The sequence below is a fragment of the Arthrobacter sp. PL16 genome (assembly GCF_035985055.1).
Lineage (GTDB): Bacteria > Actinomycetota > Actinomycetes > Actinomycetales > Micrococcaceae > Arthrobacter_D > Arthrobacter_D cheniae.
Genome location: NZ_JAXCIC010000001.1, coordinates 507,070 through 523,504, shown reverse-complemented (window position 1 = coordinate 523,504; position 16,435 = coordinate 507,070). Strand labels below are relative to the sequence as shown.

At 68.9% G+C, this 16,435-nt stretch carries 18 protein-coding genes and 1 riboswitch; of the genes, 4 read left to right on the top strand and 14 right to left on the bottom strand.

Annotation, left to right across the window (positions count from 1 at the left end; all coding sequences use genetic code 11):
- Nucleotides 1-105: 105 nt before the first annotated feature.
- The 6 genes from RCH21_RS02375 to coaD form a co-directional block, all read right to left on the bottom strand.
- Nucleotides 106-954, bottom strand: coding sequence for a C40 family peptidase (locus tag RCH21_RS02375; protein WP_120148049.1), 849 nt, complete (start codon nt 952-954; stop codon nt 106-108).
- A gap of 2 nt (nt 955-956) precedes the next feature.
- A riboswitch (cyclic di-AMP (ydaO/yuaA leader) is annotated at nt 957-1,133 on the bottom strand.
- Nucleotides 1,134-1,272: 139 nt separating this feature from the next.
- Nucleotides 1,273-2,238 (bottom strand): bifunctional DNA-formamidopyrimidine glycosylase/DNA-(apurinic or apyrimidinic site) lyase, encoded by a 966-nt coding sequence (gene mutM / locus RCH21_RS02370; RefSeq protein ID WP_326963042.1) that lies wholly within the window; start codon nt 2,236-2,238, stop codon nt 1,273-1,275.
- On the bottom strand, nt 2,239-2,970 hold the full coding sequence (gene rnc / locus RCH21_RS02365) for a ribonuclease III (protein WP_326963041.1): 732 nt from the start codon (nt 2,968-2,970) through the stop codon (nt 2,239-2,241).
- 72 nt (nt 2,971-3,042) lie between these two features.
- Complete coding sequence (gene rpmF, locus RCH21_RS02360; protein ID WP_120147839.1) at nt 3,043-3,246, bottom strand: 50S ribosomal protein L32; 204 nt, start codon at nt 3,244-3,246, stop codon at nt 3,043-3,045.
- Nucleotides 3,247-3,248: 2 nt separating this feature from the next.
- Nucleotides 3,249-3,815 (bottom strand): YceD family protein, encoded by a 567-nt coding sequence (locus RCH21_RS02355; RefSeq protein WP_326963040.1) that lies wholly within the window; start codon nt 3,813-3,815, stop codon nt 3,249-3,251.
- Between the two features lie 117 nt (nt 3,816-3,932).
- On the bottom strand, nt 3,933-4,445 hold the full coding sequence (gene coaD, locus RCH21_RS02350; protein ID WP_326963039.1) for a pantetheine-phosphate adenylyltransferase: 513 nt from the start codon (nt 4,443-4,445) through the stop codon (nt 3,933-3,935).
- Nucleotides 4,446-4,554: 109 nt separating this feature from the next.
- Between coaD and RCH21_RS02345 the strand changes: the two genes are divergently transcribed.
- The 4 genes from RCH21_RS02345 to RCH21_RS02330 all read left to right on the top strand — a co-directional run bounded on the left by RCH21_RS02345 (nt 4,555) and on the right by RCH21_RS02330 (nt 8,329).
- Nucleotides 4,555-5,790 carry an aminotransferase class I/II-fold pyridoxal phosphate-dependent enzyme gene (locus RCH21_RS02345; protein ID WP_326963038.1) on the top strand — a complete coding sequence of 412 codons (1,236 nt, stop codon included), beginning with the start codon at nt 4,555-4,557 and terminating at the stop codon, nt 5,788-5,790.
- Nucleotides 5,787-6,611 (top strand): spermidine synthase, encoded by an 825-nt coding sequence (locus tag RCH21_RS02340; RefSeq protein ID WP_326963037.1) that lies wholly within the window; start codon nt 5,787-5,789, stop codon nt 6,609-6,611. Before RCH21_RS02345 ends, RCH21_RS02340 begins: the two co-directional genes overlap by 4 nt.
- A gap of 252 nt (nt 6,612-6,863) precedes the next feature.
- Entirely contained in the window at nt 6,864-7,469 is a 606-nt protein-coding gene (locus RCH21_RS02335) for a hypothetical protein (RefSeq protein WP_326963036.1), read from the top strand.
- Between the two features lie 119 nt (nt 7,470-7,588).
- Nucleotides 7,589-8,329 carry a YcnI family copper-binding membrane protein gene (locus RCH21_RS02330; RefSeq protein WP_326963035.1) on the top strand — a complete coding sequence of 247 codons (741 nt, stop codon included), beginning with the start codon at nt 7,589-7,591 and terminating at the stop codon, nt 8,327-8,329.
- Between the two features lie 126 nt (nt 8,330-8,455).
- On the opposite strand, the gene rsmD is transcribed toward RCH21_RS02330, so the two are convergent.
- The 8 genes from rsmD to thiL are packed head-to-tail and all read right to left on the bottom strand — an operon-like array spanning nt 8,456 to nt 16,423.
- Nucleotides 8,456-9,028, bottom strand: a complete 573-nt coding sequence (gene rsmD / locus RCH21_RS02325) for a 16S rRNA (guanine(966)-N(2))-methyltransferase RsmD (protein ID WP_326963034.1) — start codon at nt 9,026-9,028, stop codon at nt 8,456-8,458.
- A complete protein-coding gene (locus RCH21_RS02320) occupies nt 9,025-10,131 on the bottom strand; it encodes a sulfate/molybdate ABC transporter ATP-binding protein (RefSeq protein ID WP_326963033.1) in 1,107 nt (368 codons plus the stop codon). The genes rsmD and RCH21_RS02320 overlap by 4 nt, the downstream gene beginning before the upstream one ends.
- On the bottom strand, nt 10,131-10,967 hold the full coding sequence (locus tag RCH21_RS02315) for an ABC transporter permease (RefSeq protein WP_326963032.1): 837 nt from the start codon (nt 10,965-10,967) through the stop codon (nt 10,131-10,133). Before RCH21_RS02315 ends, RCH21_RS02320 begins: the two co-directional genes overlap by 1 nt.
- 42 nt (nt 10,968-11,009) lie before the next feature.
- Entirely contained in the window at nt 11,010-11,819 is an 810-nt protein-coding gene (gene modA, locus RCH21_RS02310; RefSeq protein ID WP_326963031.1) for a molybdate ABC transporter substrate-binding protein, read from the bottom strand.
- Nucleotides 11,816-12,220 carry a TOBE domain-containing protein gene (locus RCH21_RS02305; RefSeq protein ID WP_120147849.1) on the bottom strand — a complete coding sequence of 135 codons (405 nt, stop codon included), beginning with the start codon at nt 12,218-12,220 and terminating at the stop codon, nt 11,816-11,818. Before RCH21_RS02305 ends, modA begins: the two co-directional genes overlap by 4 nt.
- A gap of 40 nt (nt 12,221-12,260) precedes the next feature.
- Nucleotides 12,261-14,495 (bottom strand): ATP-dependent DNA helicase RecG, encoded by a 2,235-nt coding sequence (locus RCH21_RS02300; protein ID WP_326963030.1) that lies wholly within the window; start codon nt 14,493-14,495, stop codon nt 12,261-12,263.
- Nucleotides 14,485-15,429, bottom strand: coding sequence for a DAK2 domain-containing protein (locus tag RCH21_RS02295; protein WP_120147851.1), 945 nt, complete (start codon nt 15,427-15,429; stop codon nt 14,485-14,487). The genes RCH21_RS02300 and RCH21_RS02295 overlap by 11 nt, the downstream gene beginning before the upstream one ends.
- 22 nt (nt 15,430-15,451) lie before the next feature.
- Nucleotides 15,452-16,423 carry a thiamine-phosphate kinase gene (gene thiL / locus RCH21_RS02290; protein WP_326963029.1) on the bottom strand — a complete coding sequence of 324 codons (972 nt, stop codon included), beginning with the start codon at nt 16,421-16,423 and terminating at the stop codon, nt 15,452-15,454.
- Between the last annotated feature and the right edge of the window lie 12 nt (nt 16,424-16,435).

The window sequence follows — 16,435 nt, the reverse complement described above, 5'->3', positions numbered from 1 at the left end:
GCCACCTGCACGAAGAAGGACGGGATGCCAGGCATCCCGTCCTTCTTCTATCACTCTCGAGCGCCACCGCCCCCGCATACCTTCCGCGGGGCCGGCGACCGCCTGCTAGCGGGTGTAGTACCCGTCGACCGCCATGACGCCGACCGAGTGCACCTGCGTACCCTGCGAGGGGTTGAGCGCACTGATCATCTGGCCGTTGCCGAGGTAGATACCCACGTGGCTTCCGCCGTTCTGGCTCACGAGGTCACCCGGCTGCGGGTTGCTGGTAGGACGCAGCGCCGCGAACTGCGACCACGTGGTGCGCGGAAGGTTGATGCCGTTCTGCGCATAGGCCCACTGGACGAAGCCCGAGCAGTCCCAGGCGCCGCGCGCCGTGCCGCCGTAGACGTAGCCCGAACCCTCACCCTGCATTGCCGTTGCGGCGATACCACCGGCCGGTGCGACCGACGCGGACTGGAAGCTGATGGCGGGCTGCGCCGCGACCGGCGCTGCAGGAGCCGCAACCGACACTGCAGCAGCAGCGGCCGGAACTGCGGCGATGGATGCCGACTGGGTGGAGTACTGCTGGGGTGCTGCCGAACCACCGAGCGAGATGGACTGGCCGGGGTAGATGACCGAGCCGTACCCGAGACCGTTCGAGGCGAAGACCGCCTCGAGGCTGACACCGTGGGCGGCTGAGATGCTGCCCAGCGTGTCACCGGCCTGGACCGTGTAGGTGCCGGCTGCGGACGTGGTGACCGCTGCCTGCTGGGTGCCGGCGGACTGGACGCTGATCTCGCCTGCTGCGCTGGCGGGAAGCGCTGCACCGAGCATGATGCCCGAAGCGGCTACGACGACGGCGGCAGGCTTGCCTGCGACCGACGCACTCGCGGTGACCGCGCGTGACGCTGTGATGATGGGGTTGATGCGCGTAGGGACTGCCCTGTGGCGCGCGATATTGCTCTTCCTGGACATGCTGCTGCCTTTCCCAATGCCGGCGAAGTTAGCTGTCGGGTTCGGATGGGACATCCGGACACGTTCCTCGCAGACCAACGCCCCCGGGCTGGTCTACGCGCGTCTTTACCCCTAGGACTCGTAAGCGAGTCCACTTTCGGTTCCCCCGCCCCTGTCGAAATGTGTAGCGAACGGTCCGTCCTCATCGACAGGGTTAGGCAGAGTGAGGAAGGGCGCCCCTCCGTGGTGGAATGAGCGCGGGATCAACGGTACGCGTTGGTCGAACTCTTGTCACATTTGGGTTACGGAGCGGCACTGTTCCGCTGCTCGACCCACGGACTAGGGTCTTGCGTTGCGCGGCCTGGGCTGGCAGTAGGGACACAGACAGGAGGATCTGTTCATGAAGGACTCCCTGCGCAGGAGCGTGTGCCGGCCTTCCGCAGCGCACCGCCGGCAGGGCAGGCCCGAGCGCCCGTAGGCCTCGAGGTCGCGTGCGAAGTAGCCGGATGCGCCGTTGACGTTGACGTAGAGCGAGTCGAAGCTCGTCCCGCCCGCGGCCAGCGCCCGCGCCATGACGCTCGTGGCCGCCTCGACGATCCGCAGCGTGTCCGGGCGCCGCATGGTGTCGGTGGGACGGGCGTAGTGGAAGCGGGCCGCCCAGAGAGCCTCGTCCGCGTAGATGTTGCCGATGCCCGAGATGAGTCCCTGATCGAGGAGCGCGCGCTTGAGGCCGGTCCTTCGGGCGCGCAGCCGATGGTGGAAGTCCTCCACGGAGAAGGCCGGGTCGAGGGGGTCGCGTGCTATGTGTGCGGCCTGGTGCGGAATGAGTGGCAGCGCACTGGCACCCGTCCCACCCGGCTGCCCATCCACCGTCGGTTCCAGGTCCGCGACGAACATCCCCCCGAAAATCCGCTGATCGACGAAACGCAGGTCGGCAGGGAGCGGCGCGCTGCCGTCCTCGCCTCTGGCGGCCGAGAGGCTCAGGCGCACCTTCAGGTGCTTCTCCCGCGGAGCGTCGGCCTCCTCGATGAGCAGTTGACCGCTCATACCGAGGTGGGCCATCAGGGCCACCTGCGGAGCGTCGGCGCGGTGGTCGCGGTCCTCGAGCGTGAGCCAGAGAAATTTCCCGCGTCGCACGACATCCGTCACCCGTGCTCCGGTCACCCTGCCCCTGAAGTCCTCGACGCCGGGAACGTGACGGCGCAGGGATCGCGGGTCGATCACCTCCACGCCCTCGATGATTCGACCGGTGACCCAGCGGGCCAGGCCGCGCCATACCACCTCCACCTCGGGCAGTTCAGGCACTCAGGAGCCGTCGCTACGCGACCCGGCCGGGGCCTCGTGATCGAGATGCGCGGAGCCGTCGGACAGCAGCTTCCAGGAGGCCGCCGCTGCAGCCTGCTCGGCTTCCTTCTTGGAGTGCCCGCTGCCGGAGCCGTAATCCACTCCCCCGATCACGAGACGCGCGGTGAAGCTGCGCGCATGGTCGGGACCGGAGCCGTCGACCTGGTAGTCGATCAGGCCCAATCGCCGGGCAGCGGCAGTCTCCTGGATGCGCGTCTTCCAGTCGGTGCCCTCGCCGAGGACGGCGGAATCGCGCAGCAGCGGCCCGATGAGGCGCATGACCATCACACGCGCGGTCTCGATACCGTGGCTCAGATAGGTGGCGCCGATGACGGCTTCCATGGTGTCCGCGAGGATCGAGGCCTTGTCGCGCCCGTTGGTGAGCTTTTCACCCTGGCCCAGCAGGACGAAGCTGCCGAGGTCGAGGGTCCGGGCGACGCCCGCGAGCGCCCTGGTACTCACGACGGCGGAACGGCGCTTGGCCAACTCCCCTTCGGACAGATCAGGGTTGTCCCTGTACAGGGCATCCGTCACCGCCAGGCCGAGCACGGAGTCACCGAGGAACTCGAGGCGCTCGTTGGTCGGTATCCCACCCTTTTCGTAGGCATAGGACCGGTGTGTCAGGGCAAGACGAAGCGTCTCGGTGTCTATATCGACACCGAGACGCTTCGTAAGATCTTCTGTATTCTTCACAACCGCATCAGCTGATCCAGTATCGAACGAACGTCCACCGCTGCGCCTGGCGCGTCATGGACACGTCCGTTGTTAGACGTCGGCTACCTTGCGGCCCTTGTATTCGAGGAACAGCGGGGTGCCGGCCGAGTCGGTGACGACCTTGGCCTGGTGCGCAAGGCTGTAGGTGATGCGGCCGTTCTCGAGGGTCTTGACCAGCTTGGGGGCGGTTGCCTTCCACTGGGACCGGCGTGCGCGGGTATTCGCGCGGGACATCTTCCGTTTCGGGACAGCCACGGCTAAATCTCTTCTCTCTCGTCTGACTCTGACTTGGGTGCCGCATCATTCTCAGCGGCGGTGCCTGCCAACCCGGCGAGGGCTGACCAGCGAGGATCCAGAACTTCGTGGTGGTGGTCCGGATCGTCGTTGAGTTGGGCTCCGCATTCGGAGCACAAGCCCTGGCAATCCTCCCGGCACACCGGCTGGAATGGCAGTGATGTGACCACTGCATCCCTCAGCACGGGCTCCAGAGCGACCGAATCGTTCTCCACCCTGTGCTGTTCTTCTTCCTCTTCTACCGACAGCGACTCGGAGTCGCTGTAGAAGAAGAGTTCCTGGATATCCACCTCGCGGTCGAACCGCAGTGGCTCCAGGCAACGGCCGCACTCGCCGGTTACCTCGACGTTTGCCGTTCCCGACACCAGGATTCCCTCGTACACGGATTCGAAGCGCAGCTCGAGCTCCATGTCGGAACCCTCCTGCACGCCGATCAGCGCCACGCCGAAATCCTTCGGCGCCGGTACATGTTCCTCGAGTGTCCGCATGCTACCCGGACTGCGTCCGAGATCCTTGACACTGAATGTCAAAGGCGAACTGAGATCGCTTTTAATGGTGACTCCTGTAGAACATATGACCGACGTACCATCCTAGCCTGATATGGCGGGCATGCCCAAAACGCCGGTGCAGCGCCGGCGTGTACCGACCTAGGACGATGGTCCACCACCGGTGGAGGGAACGTCGTCGTCGACCGCCGGTACGAGTTGCCGCAGGACGGCTTCCGGCACGAACGGACGGATGTCACCGCCGAGAGCTGCGACCTCCTTCAACAGGGTCGAGGAGACGTGGGCGAACGCGGTGCCCGTGGGCAGGAAGACCGTGTCGACGTCGGCCAGGTGCCGGTTCATAGTGGCCATGGGCACCTCGTAGTCGAAGTCCAGGCCGGACCGAAGGCCCTTGACGAGCGCCGTCGCCCCGTTCTCCCTGCAGAAATCCGCCACGAGACCGGCACCCATCCGGACCACGCGGACGTTCGGCAGATGCGACAGGCTGTCGGCGCAGAAAGCGAGGCGTTGGTCGATACCGAACCGGTACTTCTTCGAGTAGTTCGTCGACACCGCGACGAGTACCTCGTCGAAGAGCCGGGCGGCACGACCGATGACCTCGATGTGTCCGTTGTGGAGGGGATCGAACGATCCGGGGCAGACGGCGCGGCTCATGCGTCCACGGTACCCAGTCCCACGCGGGACCGCCGTATCGCCCCGTCCACCGGCGGCTCCGCCGTCGTCGACCGGTCGCGCACAGGGCAGGACCCGCGATACTTGAGTCATGACGACTGATGCGCAGCGAAGGGTACCGCGGGACACGGGGGCCGCCCCGTGGACGAGGGCCGCACGCGGAGCGAACCTGCTCGGCAGCGACGGCGGACTCGGTATCACCATCTTCGAAGAAGTGACCGCCCTCGCCCAGAAGCACTCGGCCATCAACCTGGGCCAGGGGTTCCCGGACGAGGACGGACCGCGGGAGATCCTGGACGCCGCTCGATCGGCCATCGCCGACGGAGCCAACCAGTACGCCCCGGGCCAGGGACTGCCGGTCCTTCGTTCCGCGATCGCCGCGCACCAGGAGCGGTTCTACGGCCTCACCGTGGATCCGCACACTGAGGTGATCGTCAGCACGGGGGCGACCGAGTCCATCGCCGCGGCGATCCTCGCCTTCGCCGGCCCGGGTGATGAAGTATTGACGTTCGAGCCGTTCTACGACTCCTACGGAGCCGTGATCGGCCTCTCGGGCGCCACGCATACGACCTCGCCGCTACTGGCACCGGACTTCCAGCCCGACGCCGCCGCACTCGAAGCCGCGTTCACCGACCGGACGAGGATCATCGTCGTCAACAACCCCCACAATCCGACGGGCAGCGTCTTCCGGCGCGAGACCCTGGAGCTGATCGTCCGGCTGGCGGAGCGCCATGATGCCATCATCGTGACGGACGAGGTGTACGAGCACCTGACGTTCGGGGCCGAGCACGTGCCGGTCGCGACCCTGCCCGGAGCCGCTGCACGCACCCTGACGATCTCCTCCGCCGGCAAGACCTTCTCCGTGACCGGCTGGAAGGTCGGCTGGCTCACCGGGCCCGCCCGGCTCGTGGCCCAGGTCCGCACCATCAAGACGTTCCTCACCTACACGTCCGGGACACCGTTCCAGGGCGCCGTCGCGCTGGGGCTCGGACTACCGGACGCGTTCTACACCACCGCGGCGTCGACACTCCGCCGGAAGCGCGACCTGCTCGGCGAGGGACTCAGGGCAGCAGGTTTCAAGGTCTTCGAACCGGAAGGCACCTTCTTCACCATGGTCGATGCCGCGCCGCTGGGCATCGAGGACGCCACGGCGCTGGCTCGGCGCCTGCCGTCGCTCATCGGAGTCGCGGCGATCCCCGTGGCGATGTTCTGCCACGAGGAAGGTGCCCTGCGCACGCGGTCCCTGCTCCGCTTCGCCTTCTGCAAGAAGTTCGACGTGATCGAGGAGGGCGCCCGGCGCCTGGCCACCCTGAAGGAACACGTGTGACCGATGAACCGGGAACAGGACCTCCCGCAGCAGAGGAGTTCGAGGTACCCACGTCCTGGCTCCCTGGTGCCGGCGCGTATGCGGAGATCGACGAGGACGCCCATATCGAGGGTGCACTGATTCTCAGTATCGGCGGCGCCCAGCAGTCGCATGTGGACATGGCCCACCCCGATCGGGTGTTCTACGAGTATCTCCAGCGCATTGCCCACGTCATCGACCTGCTCTCGACTCCGGGAGCTCCCCTGCGGGTCCTGCACCTCGGCGCGGGGGCGCTGACGCTCGTGCGGTACGTGCAGGCGACGCGTCCCGGATCGTCCCAGGTGGCCGTCGACCTCGAGGCCGACCTCATCGCCCTGGTCCTCGCCGAGATGCCGCTGCCCGACGGCACGGCGTGCGAGATCATCATCGGTGACGCCGCGGACGTCGTCCTCGAACAGGCGGACGGGGCCTTCGATGCCGTCGTGCTCGACATCTTCGCCGGAGCGGACGCGCCCGCCCACCTCACGTCGGCCGATTTCGCGGCGCACCTGCTGCGCATCTGTGCTGACGACGGCGTGGTCCTGGTCAACGTCGGCGACGATCCACCCCTGACGTTCGCCCGCGCACAGAGCAGGCAACTCGCGTCCCTCGCCGTGGCGACGGCGGTCCTGACCGAAGCCGGGATGGTCGATGGCAGCCGCGCGGGCAACGTCATCGTCGCGGCACGCCGCAGCGCCTGGCCGGATGCCTGGACCACCGCCCTCCTCGCTGCCGGACCCCACCCCGCCGCAGTCCTCGCGGGTCCGGCCCGCGCAGACTTCGAGCAACCGGGCGGGAGCTAGCACATACGTGCTCGCCCCTCGCCGTGGGTCCGCTCCGCGCAAGGGCCGGCCCGTCCATGCGCGGAGAGTCGGGAGCGAAAGCCTGCGGTCGGTCGTCCTGCAGGGTCGGGGTGAAGGAGCCATCCGGATGTGCCCGGCGCGCGAAGTAGATGCAGGAAGGCGGCACGGGTCCGCCTGTACCCTGTGGAGGAAGAGCGTCGACACGAGAGCGGCGTCGCAGCACCACAGGTCCTGACGGGGAGGAGAACTGGCATGGACGACGCCGGTCTCCCCTATCTGCGCTCCCTCGTCCTCGTGTCGCTGATCCTGTCGGTGTCCTCCGCCTCGCACGTGGCCGCCGCCGGACATCTGCCCGCTCCCGCCGTGATCCTCCTGCTCGGCATGCTCCTCCTCCTCCCGATGATGCTGCTCGCACGGCGCCCGGTCTCGTTCCGTTCGGCACTGCTCAGCATGGGAGCCGGACAGTGGCTGGTGCACGCGCTCTTCTCCATGACCGCCGTTCCTGCCGTCTGCCAGAGCTCCGCGGCCGGGCCGGGTCATCATGCCGCCTTCGAGCTCGCCTGCTCGCCCGTGGCCCAGGACTCGATGGCCGGAGCGTCCGGCGGCGCGCTGATGATCCTGCTGCACGCTCTGGCGACAGTCGTCCTCGCGGCTGCGGCGTCGACGAGCGAGACGGCCCTCACCTCGCTCCGCGCCTGGCTCCGGCCGCTCCTCGTTCTTCCCTCCGTCGTCCTCCTGCCTGACACTCCGCACCGTCCGTCGGTGCTGGCCGTGCCGACGCCGGTTGCACCACGGTCCGCACACACCCGGGTTCCCACGCTGCGGGGTCCGCCACGTCTTCTGGCCCTGGCCGCCTGAATCGGAGATCCGAAGGGTCTCGGGTGGCAGGTCGGCACCAGCGATCTTCCTGACCCAATTTCCCGCTGCTCGACCCCGCCGTCGTGGCCGCAGTCGAGCGCACCCCGGAAGGCAATCCCATGTCATCGAACACCCCCCAGCGAAACCGCCCCGTCCTCACGACGTCCGCCGTCGCCCTTGCGACCGCCGGGCTCATGGCCTTCGGCCTCGGTGCCGCCAGCGCACACGTCACCGTCACACCGGCATCCACCACCGAGGACGGCTACTCGCAACTCACGTTCAGCGTCCCCAGCGAGTCGGAGACCGCAGCGACCAACAAGCTCGAGATCGAACTCCCCACGGAGCAGCCCTTCACGTCCGTCCGCGTGAAGCCTGTGGAGGGCTGGACGGCGGACGTGGTCACCGGCACCCTGCCGGAACCTGTCACCACTGCCGACGGCGCTACCCTCACCGAGGGTCCCCTGTCCGTGGTCTGGACGGCGGAGGCCGGCTCGGAGATCTCGCAGCAGGAATACCAGACGTTCTCGATCTCCGTCGGACGCCTGCCCGAAGCCGGTTCCATGGTGGTGCTCCCGGCAACGCAGTCCTACACCGACGGCGAGGTGGTCGCCTGGGACCAGGAGACCGTCGAAGGTGCCGAGGAGCCGGACAAGCCGGCGCCGTCGTTCGTGACGACGGCCGCGGTCGAGGGCGATGCCGCCCACGGAGGCGCTGCCGCCGCTGCCGAGACCCCTGAGGCCATCGACGCCGAGCAGGCGTCCTCCAGCTCGGCTTCGGCGGTCGGCTGGATAGGGCTCGTCGCCGGACTGCTCGGTCTGGCCGCCGGAGCTACGGCCCTGGTCCGCACGCGCAAGGCCTAGTCCCCGATACCGGCGCGGTGCCGGCGTGCGAACCGGCACCGCGCCCCCGGGCGGCATCCCTGACGGCAGGAGGCGAGGGGCGCCGGGTCCGTATGCCGCGGCGTCAGGACACCGGACCGCACTGGCTCAGGCGGTCGCGGGCTCCAGGAACCACAGGCGCGTCTCGCCGTACTTCTTGTCCGAGAACCGTTCGAGCCAGGCCGGCCACGGGGGCTCCGGCGTCCGGGCGGACCGTTCCACCACGACCACGGCGCCTTCCGCCAGTCGCGATTCGAGGGCCTCCAGGACGGCGATCACGCCGTTGGCGTCCACCGTGTAGGGCGGGTCCATCAGGACGAGGTCCCAGGTCAGTTCCGGCGCGACGCGGTCGAGGTAAGTCTCCACCTTGGACCGGTGCACCCGCACGGCCGTCCAGCCGAGCACCCGATTCACGAGGTCGGCGTTCTTCTGGGCCACCATCGCGGCGCGGTCGGCGGATTCGACGAGGTCCACGGTTGCCGCTCCCCGGCTCGCGCTCTCGACGCCGAGGGACCCCGACCCCGCATAGAGGTCGAGCACGTGCGCTCCATGGAGCACCCCGTAGGACTCGAGGCGTGAGAAGAGCGCCTCCTTCACGCGGTCCGACGTCGGCCGGGTGCCGTTGCCTTCGACGCTGACGAGGGTCGAGCCACCTGCGGCTCCAGCGATGATACGCGTCATGGATCGACTCTATCGCCCGTCAGGGGCGCGCCCGGAACCGGTCCGGGCAGCGACGGACGGTTGACGGGATAGACGGCCACGTCCGCATGACGGACGGTGAGGAAGACCTGGGCCCCCGCAACGACGTCCAGCGTGACGACGTCGATGGGGGCCATGTCCGCGGCCATACCCGCGGCGTGGACCCGCACCACGTCACCGCGGTGTTCGACGTCGTCGACCGCAGCCCTGATGCAGCTCGTCCCCGGCGCCAAAACGGCTTGGAGGGTCACGGCTACCTGCGCGGGCCGCACGGCGAGGCCGAGGTCCGTGCCCTGGGCCACAGGAGGACCGAGCGGTACGTGCAGGCCGTTCACCCCGACGAACCCCGATGTCGACCGCCGTCCCGGCACCAGGTTCAGGCCGGCGAGCCGGGCACCGAAGGCGGTCAGCGGGCGTGTGAGGACTTCGCCCGTCCTGCCGGACTCGACCACCCGTCCGCCGTCGAGGATGAGGACGCGGTCGGCGAGCAGGAAGGCGTCGAGCGGGTCGTGCGTCACGATGATCGCCGACCGCTCCGCCAGGACGTCCCGGAGCAGGGTCCGGATGGCCGGGGCAACGCTCACGTCGAGGGCCGCGAGCGGTTCGTCCAGCAGGAGCAGGGAGGGACCGGCGGCGAGTGCGCGCGCGACGGCGACCCGCTGTGCCTGACCGCCTGACAGGTGCGCGGGCCTGCGGCCCGCCAGATCCCCGATGCCCGCGCGCTCGAGCCAGTGCAATGCCGTCACGCGGGCGGTGGTCCGGTGCACCCCTCGGCTACGGGGTCCGAACGCCACGTTCTCCAGGACCGAGAGATGCGGGAACAGGAGTGCCTCCTGGGCGAGGAGTGACACCCCCCGTCCGCGGGGTTCGGTGAGGACGCGACGACCGGGGCCGACGTCGAAGAGCACTGATCCGTCCAGTCCGGCCCGGCCCTCGGACGGAGCCAGCAGACCGGCCACGAGGTCGAGCAGCGTGGACTTGCCCGCTCCGTTGGGACCGAGTACCGCGAGCGTCTCCCCCTCGGCCAGCTCGAAGGACACGTCGAAGTCCCGGTCGGCAAGGGTCGCGTCGAACGACAACACCATCAGCGCATCGCCTCCGGTGCACGACCCGGGGGCGTCCCGGCCGCGGTCACCGCGAGGCGGTCCAGCGGCCGGACCCGGTGTGCGACTCCGACGACGGCGATGGCGACGACGACGAGGATGAGGGACAGCGCCACGGCTGCGTCCGGATCGGTCTCGCGCTGGAGATAGATCTCGAGCGGCAGGGTCCTCGTGGTGCCTTCGAGACTGCCGGCGAACGTCAGGGTCGCGCCGAACTCACCCAGCGCGCGGGCGAACGAGAGGACGGCGCCGGACACGAGGCCCGGCAGGACCAGGGGCAGCGTGATCCGCCGGAGCACCGTCCAGCGACCGGCTCCGAGGGTCGCGCCGACGGCCTCGTAGCGCGTTCCCACGGACCGCAGGGCACCCTCGAGGCTGAGTACGAGGAATGGGAGGGCCACGAACGCCTGTGACATGACGACGGCCGTCGTCGAGAACGCGATGTCGATTCCCAGCGCGGAGAAGCTGCTGCCGAGCAGCCCTCGCCGGCCGAAGGTGTACAGCAGGGCGATGCCGCCGACGACGGGCGGGAGGACCAGCGGCAGGAGCACCAGGGACCTGACGAGGCGCTGGCCGCGGAAGGACGTCCGGGCGAGGACGAGGGCCATGGGAACGCCGACGATGACGCAGACGGCCGTCGCGGAGAGCGACGTCCTCAGGCTGAGGAGGAGGGCCGCCCGCGCGCTGTCGGAGGTGACGAGCGGTACGAAGCGCGGCCAGTCGACGCGCAGGGCCATGGCCACCAGCGGCAGGACCAGGAAAAGTCCCCCGACGACGGCGACCGCGACCACCCAGCGCGGAAGGGCCGCGGTGTTCATGCGTTGTGCCGTCCACGGGTGGCCGACCGCCCGCGGCCGGCATCAGGGCGCACCGAAACCCGCCGCCTGCAGCACCGCCGTACCCTCGTCACCCGTTACGAGATCGACGAAGGCCTGCGCGGTCGCGGCCTCGCCGCTGTCGGCCAGCGACGCTATCGGGTAGGTGTTGACGACACCCGACGACTCGGGGAAATTGATGCCGAGCACCGCGTCACCCGCTGCCAGCACGTCGGTCACGTAGACGAGACCGGCGTCCGCCTCACCGGAGGTGACCTTTCCGATCACGTCCGTCACGGAGGACTCCTCGCTGACCGGCGTGAGGTCCACGCCTGCGGCCTCCTCCACCGCTGCCGCAGCTGTTCCGCAGGGTACCTGGGCTGCACACACGACCGTCTTCACGCCGGATCGCGCGGCGTCCGCGAGTGTTGCGATGCCCGCGGGATTGTCGGGCGGCACGGCCAACTGGAGGATGTTCGTCGCGAGATCGACCGCCGGTCCCGCGAGGAGTCCGTCGTCGGCCAGCTTGCCCATGGTGCGCGTGTCGGCGGAAGCGAGGACGTCGGCGGGCGCGCCCTCGATGATCTGGGTGACGAGGTCCGACGACCCAGCGAAGTTGAGCGTCACGTCGGTCCCGGGGTACTCGTCCTCGAACCGCTCGGCGAGCTCGGTGAACGTCTCCTTCAGCGAGGCTGCGGCGAACACGGTGATGCTCCCGTCGACCGCGTCAGCCTGCCCACCGCTGCCCGCCGCGCCCGGTTCGCCGGTTCCGCACCCCGTGGCGGTGAGCACGACGACGCCGATGGCTGTGAGGACGAGGTGGCAGGAGTTCCGGGTACGCCCGCTCCTGGTCATGCCCTTCCTGCCGGGGTCTCGATGATGACGGTGGTCGCTTTGATGACGGCGATGGCAATTGATCCCTTCTCCAGGCCGAGATCACGGACTGCCTCACTACTCATGAGGGACACCACGCGGTGCGGCCCGCACTGGAGCTCGACCTGCGCCATGACTTTGTCCTGCAGGACATCGGTCACGATGCCGACGAACCGGTTGCGGGCGGATCGCCCGATGTCCGACGGGTCTCCCGGCAGGACGGCGTTCCGGTGCGCGAGCGTCGCCAGCTCGAACGCATCGACCACCGACCTACCCGCAGCGTCCTTCGCCCTCCTGAGCACACCGCTGTCGATCCACCGGCGGACGGTGTCGTCGCTGACTCCGAGGTATCGGGCCGCGTCTGCTATCCGTAGCTGCGTCATATATCCGATGCTACATCCTCAGATGCGGGGCGAAGGGATGCTAACCCTTCTCGAGGAATGCTTCCTTTTCCGGGTCGAGGTACAGCTCGATGGCCAGCGAGAGTCCCGGGTACCCCTTCAGGTCCGGATCACCCGCAACGATCTCCTGGGCGTCGCTGCGGGCCTTCTCGATCACCTTGCCGTGCTGGGTGATCTTGAGGAACCGGAGGGCGGAGCGTCCACCCGACTGCGAGGCCCCGAGGATGTTCCCCTCCCGCCGCAGCTCGAGGTCCTTCTGCGAGAGCTCGAACCCGTCGGTCGTCGACGCGACGGCGGACAGGCGCTCGCGGCTCGGGTGCTCGGGCTCGAGCTTCGTGACCAGGAGGCAGGTTCCCGCGTGCCCGCCCCGGCCGATGCGGCCCCTCAACTGGTGCAACTGCGAAATGCCGAAACGGTCTGCGTCCATGATGACCATGAGGGTCGCATTGGGGACGTCGACGCCCACCTCGATCACGGTCGTGGCGATGAGCAACTGGACGGTGCCGTCGGTGAAGCGCGACATGACGTCGGCCTTGTCCTGTGGATCCATCCGACCATGCAGCATGCCACTGACGACGCCCCGCACCTGGGGTATGTCTGCCAGCGACTCGAACAACCCCACCACACTGGTCAGTTCCTGCTGCCCGCCGGCCTTCTTCTCTCCCTGCGGCTCTCCATAGAGCGCCTCCGGGGCGTCCTCCTCGGCCTTGCCGTCGTCCCCGATCTTCGGACACACCACGTACACCTGACGCCCGGCGTCGATTTCCTCCCGTGCCCGGGCCCAGATCCTGTCGATCCAGCCGGGGTGCTCGGTCAGGCCGACCTCGTGGGTGGTAATCGGGCTCCTGCCGGCCGGCAGTTCCGAGAGCGTCGAGGTCTCCAGATCGCCGAAGACCGTCATCGCGACCGTCCGCGGAATAGGTGTCGCCGTCATGACGAGGACGTGCGGAGAGGTGCGGGCCTTGGTGCGCAGCGAGTCCCGCTGCTCCACGCCGAAGCGGTGCTGCTCATCGACGACGATCAGCCCGAGGTCGAAGAACTGCACGTTGTCGGAGAGCAGGGCATGCGTCCCGATGATGATGCCCGCATCTCCCGACGCCGCCTCGAGGAGCGACGTCCGCCGCTGCGCCGTGGACATCGATCCCGTCAGCAGTACGACCCGCGTTCCGTCCATCGCCCCGCCGAGCATCCCGCCCTCGGCGAGCGGACCGAGCGTCCGCGTGATGGACTGGAGATGCTGTGCGGCGAGCACTTCCGTCGGTGCCAGCAGGGCCGCCTGCCCGCCGGCGTCGATGACCTGGAGCATCGCACGCAGCGCCACCAGCGTCTTGCCGGAGCCGACTTCCCCCTGCAGCAGCCGGTTCATCGGATGGTTCTGGGCGAGGTCCTCCGCCAGCGTGCCGCCGACCTCGAGCTGTCCCTTCGTCAGAGTGAAGGGCAGCCTCGCGTCGAACTGGTCGAGGAGCCCACCCTCGCGGCGGGGCCGGGCGGTGGCCTCCTCCCGCGCTGCCAGTGCCCGACGGCGGGCCAGGGCTGCCTGCAGGACGAACGCCTCCTGGTAGCGGAAGCGGTGCTGCGCCCGGTAGGCGTCCTCGACCTGCTGCGGCCGGTGGACCAGCTCGTAGGCGGTGGCGAGGCTCATCAGCTTGTCGCGTCGGGCGATCGACGCCGGCACCGGGTCGTCGAGGTCGGACAGGCGGAGGGTGTCGAGGATGGTGCCGACGGCCAGCGCAATGCGCTCGCTGCCCAGCTTCTCGACGGCCGGGTAGACCGGGATGGGCCGGTTGACGTAGTCCGGATCGTCGTCCCCCTCGTCCAGGAGCACGTAGCCGGGGTTGGTGAGCGACAGCTTCCCGCGGTAGACCGTGACCTTGCCGGAGAACATGGCACGCACACCGGGCTTGAGGTCGCGCTCGGCGCCATAGCCGTTGAAGAACGTGAGGCTGATCGCGCCGATGCCCCCCTCGGCGTCGTCGGTGATGACGACCTCCAGCAGCATCCCCTTGCGCGTGCGCATCCTGCGGGAGTTGGCGGATTGGACGCGGGCGATCAGGGTCACCTCCTCGTCCACCGGGACGTCCGCGATGGGCGTCAGTTCACCGCGCTTGAGGTAGGTGCGCGGGAAATGGTTGAGCAGTTCACCCACCGTGGTGATACCGAGGTGTTTGGCGAGCAGCTTCGCCAGTGGACCGAGGTGCCGGTCCAGCGGTGCGTCGAGTTCCGAGGCGGTCGTGGACCGCGCCGTGTCAGGAGTCACCGGCCCCGGCTCCCGGACCGGGGGCGGCGAGCTGGGTGACGGTGATGTTGACCGGACTACCGGCCTCGTTGATGAGCGCCAGGGCCGGCGCAGCTTCCGGCACGTGCACGTGGACGCGCCAGCGGTAGCCCTCCTCGACCTGGGTGACGGCGCTCATGATCACCGAGTCGCCGATCTCGTCGAGGTGGAGGCGGAGCGTGGCGGCGTCCAGCGGACTCAGGTTGATGGTGCACATGACTTCGACGCCGTCCGCATCGCCGCCGTTGTGGATGTGCGGGGCCTGGATGTCATAACCGTGCAGTCCGTCGAGCAGCTCGTCCTGCAGCTCCTCGCCGAGTGCTGCGGCCCGCAGGGCGTCCAGGATCAGCAGGAAGCCGACGCCGCCCGCGTCCACCACTTCGGCATCGGTGAGCGGTTTGAGCTGGCTCTCCGTGTACACCACTGCTTTCAGCGCACTCTGCACCGAACCCCTGAGCGTCAGGGCGAGCGTCAGGTTGCTGTCGTCCCCGGCGTGCGCGGCGGCTGTTTCGGCGGCCCCCTGTGCGCTGGCCTCGAGCACGGAGAGCATGGTACCCGGTACGGGATCGCTGAGCGCGGACCAGCTCCTGATCTGCGCCCGGTGGAGCGACGAGGCGAAGAGCGAGCAGGTGAGGCGGGTGGTGCCGTGGAGCGGTTCCGCGAACGCTGCCAGGAAGACGGCGAAGAGCGTCCCCGAGTTGCCACGGGCATCCTCCATGGCGGCGCGGCCTGCGAGCGCGAGCAACTCGCCCAGGTCGGACGTGTCGGCGGCGCTGACTGCACGGGCAGCGGAACGCACCGTCTGGTAGAGGTTCGTGCCCGTGTCGCCGTCGGCGACGGGAAAGATATTGATCGCGTTGAGCCGGTCGCTGTGGTTGCCGAGGGACTCTTCCGCCTTGCTCAACCAACGCTTCATCGCGACTGCATTAGCGGTGATCTTAGTGTGCAAAGTGATCCCATCCCGTGAGAGCTGTCGCCTGTGACGCCAGTGTCACCTGCGGCTTGCCCGGCCTCACCGAGCCTACCGCAGTGAACCCGGGTGGAAGCAGGACGTCCGGGGGGAACGCGGCAAGGAGCCCATGGTCCTCGCCGCCGCCGAGCACCCAGTCCATGGGGTCGACGCCCAGCAGGTCGGCCGCCGGCGCCAGCGGACCGGAGTATTTCCGCAGCGCCGCCGGGTCGAGGTCCACGTGCACCCCGCTCGCCGCGGCAATTCTCTGCGCGTCGCGGACCAGGCCATCGGATATGTCAAGCATTGCACTGGCGCCAGCACCTGCAGCGACCGGACCTGCGGCGAGGGGCGGGGAGGGTCGCAGTTGCACCGCGATCAGCTCCTCCCCCAGCTGTCCGAAGTCGGCGGGTGGGCGGGCGCCCTCGAGGATCGCGAGGCCGGCCGCGGCCCTCCCGAGCGTGCCCGCGACCGCGAGGATGTGGCCTGCCCTGGCGCCCGATCTCAGCACGGGGGTGAGGCCCCGCATCGCTCCGGTCACGGCCGCCGTGATGACGAGCTGCGCGCCGCCGCCGAGGTCGCCACCCACGACCGAGCAGGACTGGGCACCCAGCTCTCTGATCGCTGCCGCGAGTCCCCGGGCGCAGTCCTCGACCCAGGCGACCGGCGTCTGCGAAGGGAGCGTGAGGCTCACCACGAGCGACGTCGCGACGCCACCCATCGCGTTGACGTCGCTCAGGTTCTGGGCCGCCGACTTCCAGCCGACGTCGTAGCCCGTCGTCCTGAATCCACCGGGGCGCAGGAGCCGGAAGTCGTGATCCTCGACCAGGGTGTCCATCGAGACGACCAGGGGCCCGGCCTCGGGCACCAGGACTGCGGCATCGTCCCCGGGACCGACGAGGGCCCCGGAAGCAGGACCCAGCAGCGGAAGGATCCGGGCCAGGAGTTCGCCTTCGCTCACGTCGCCGACGGT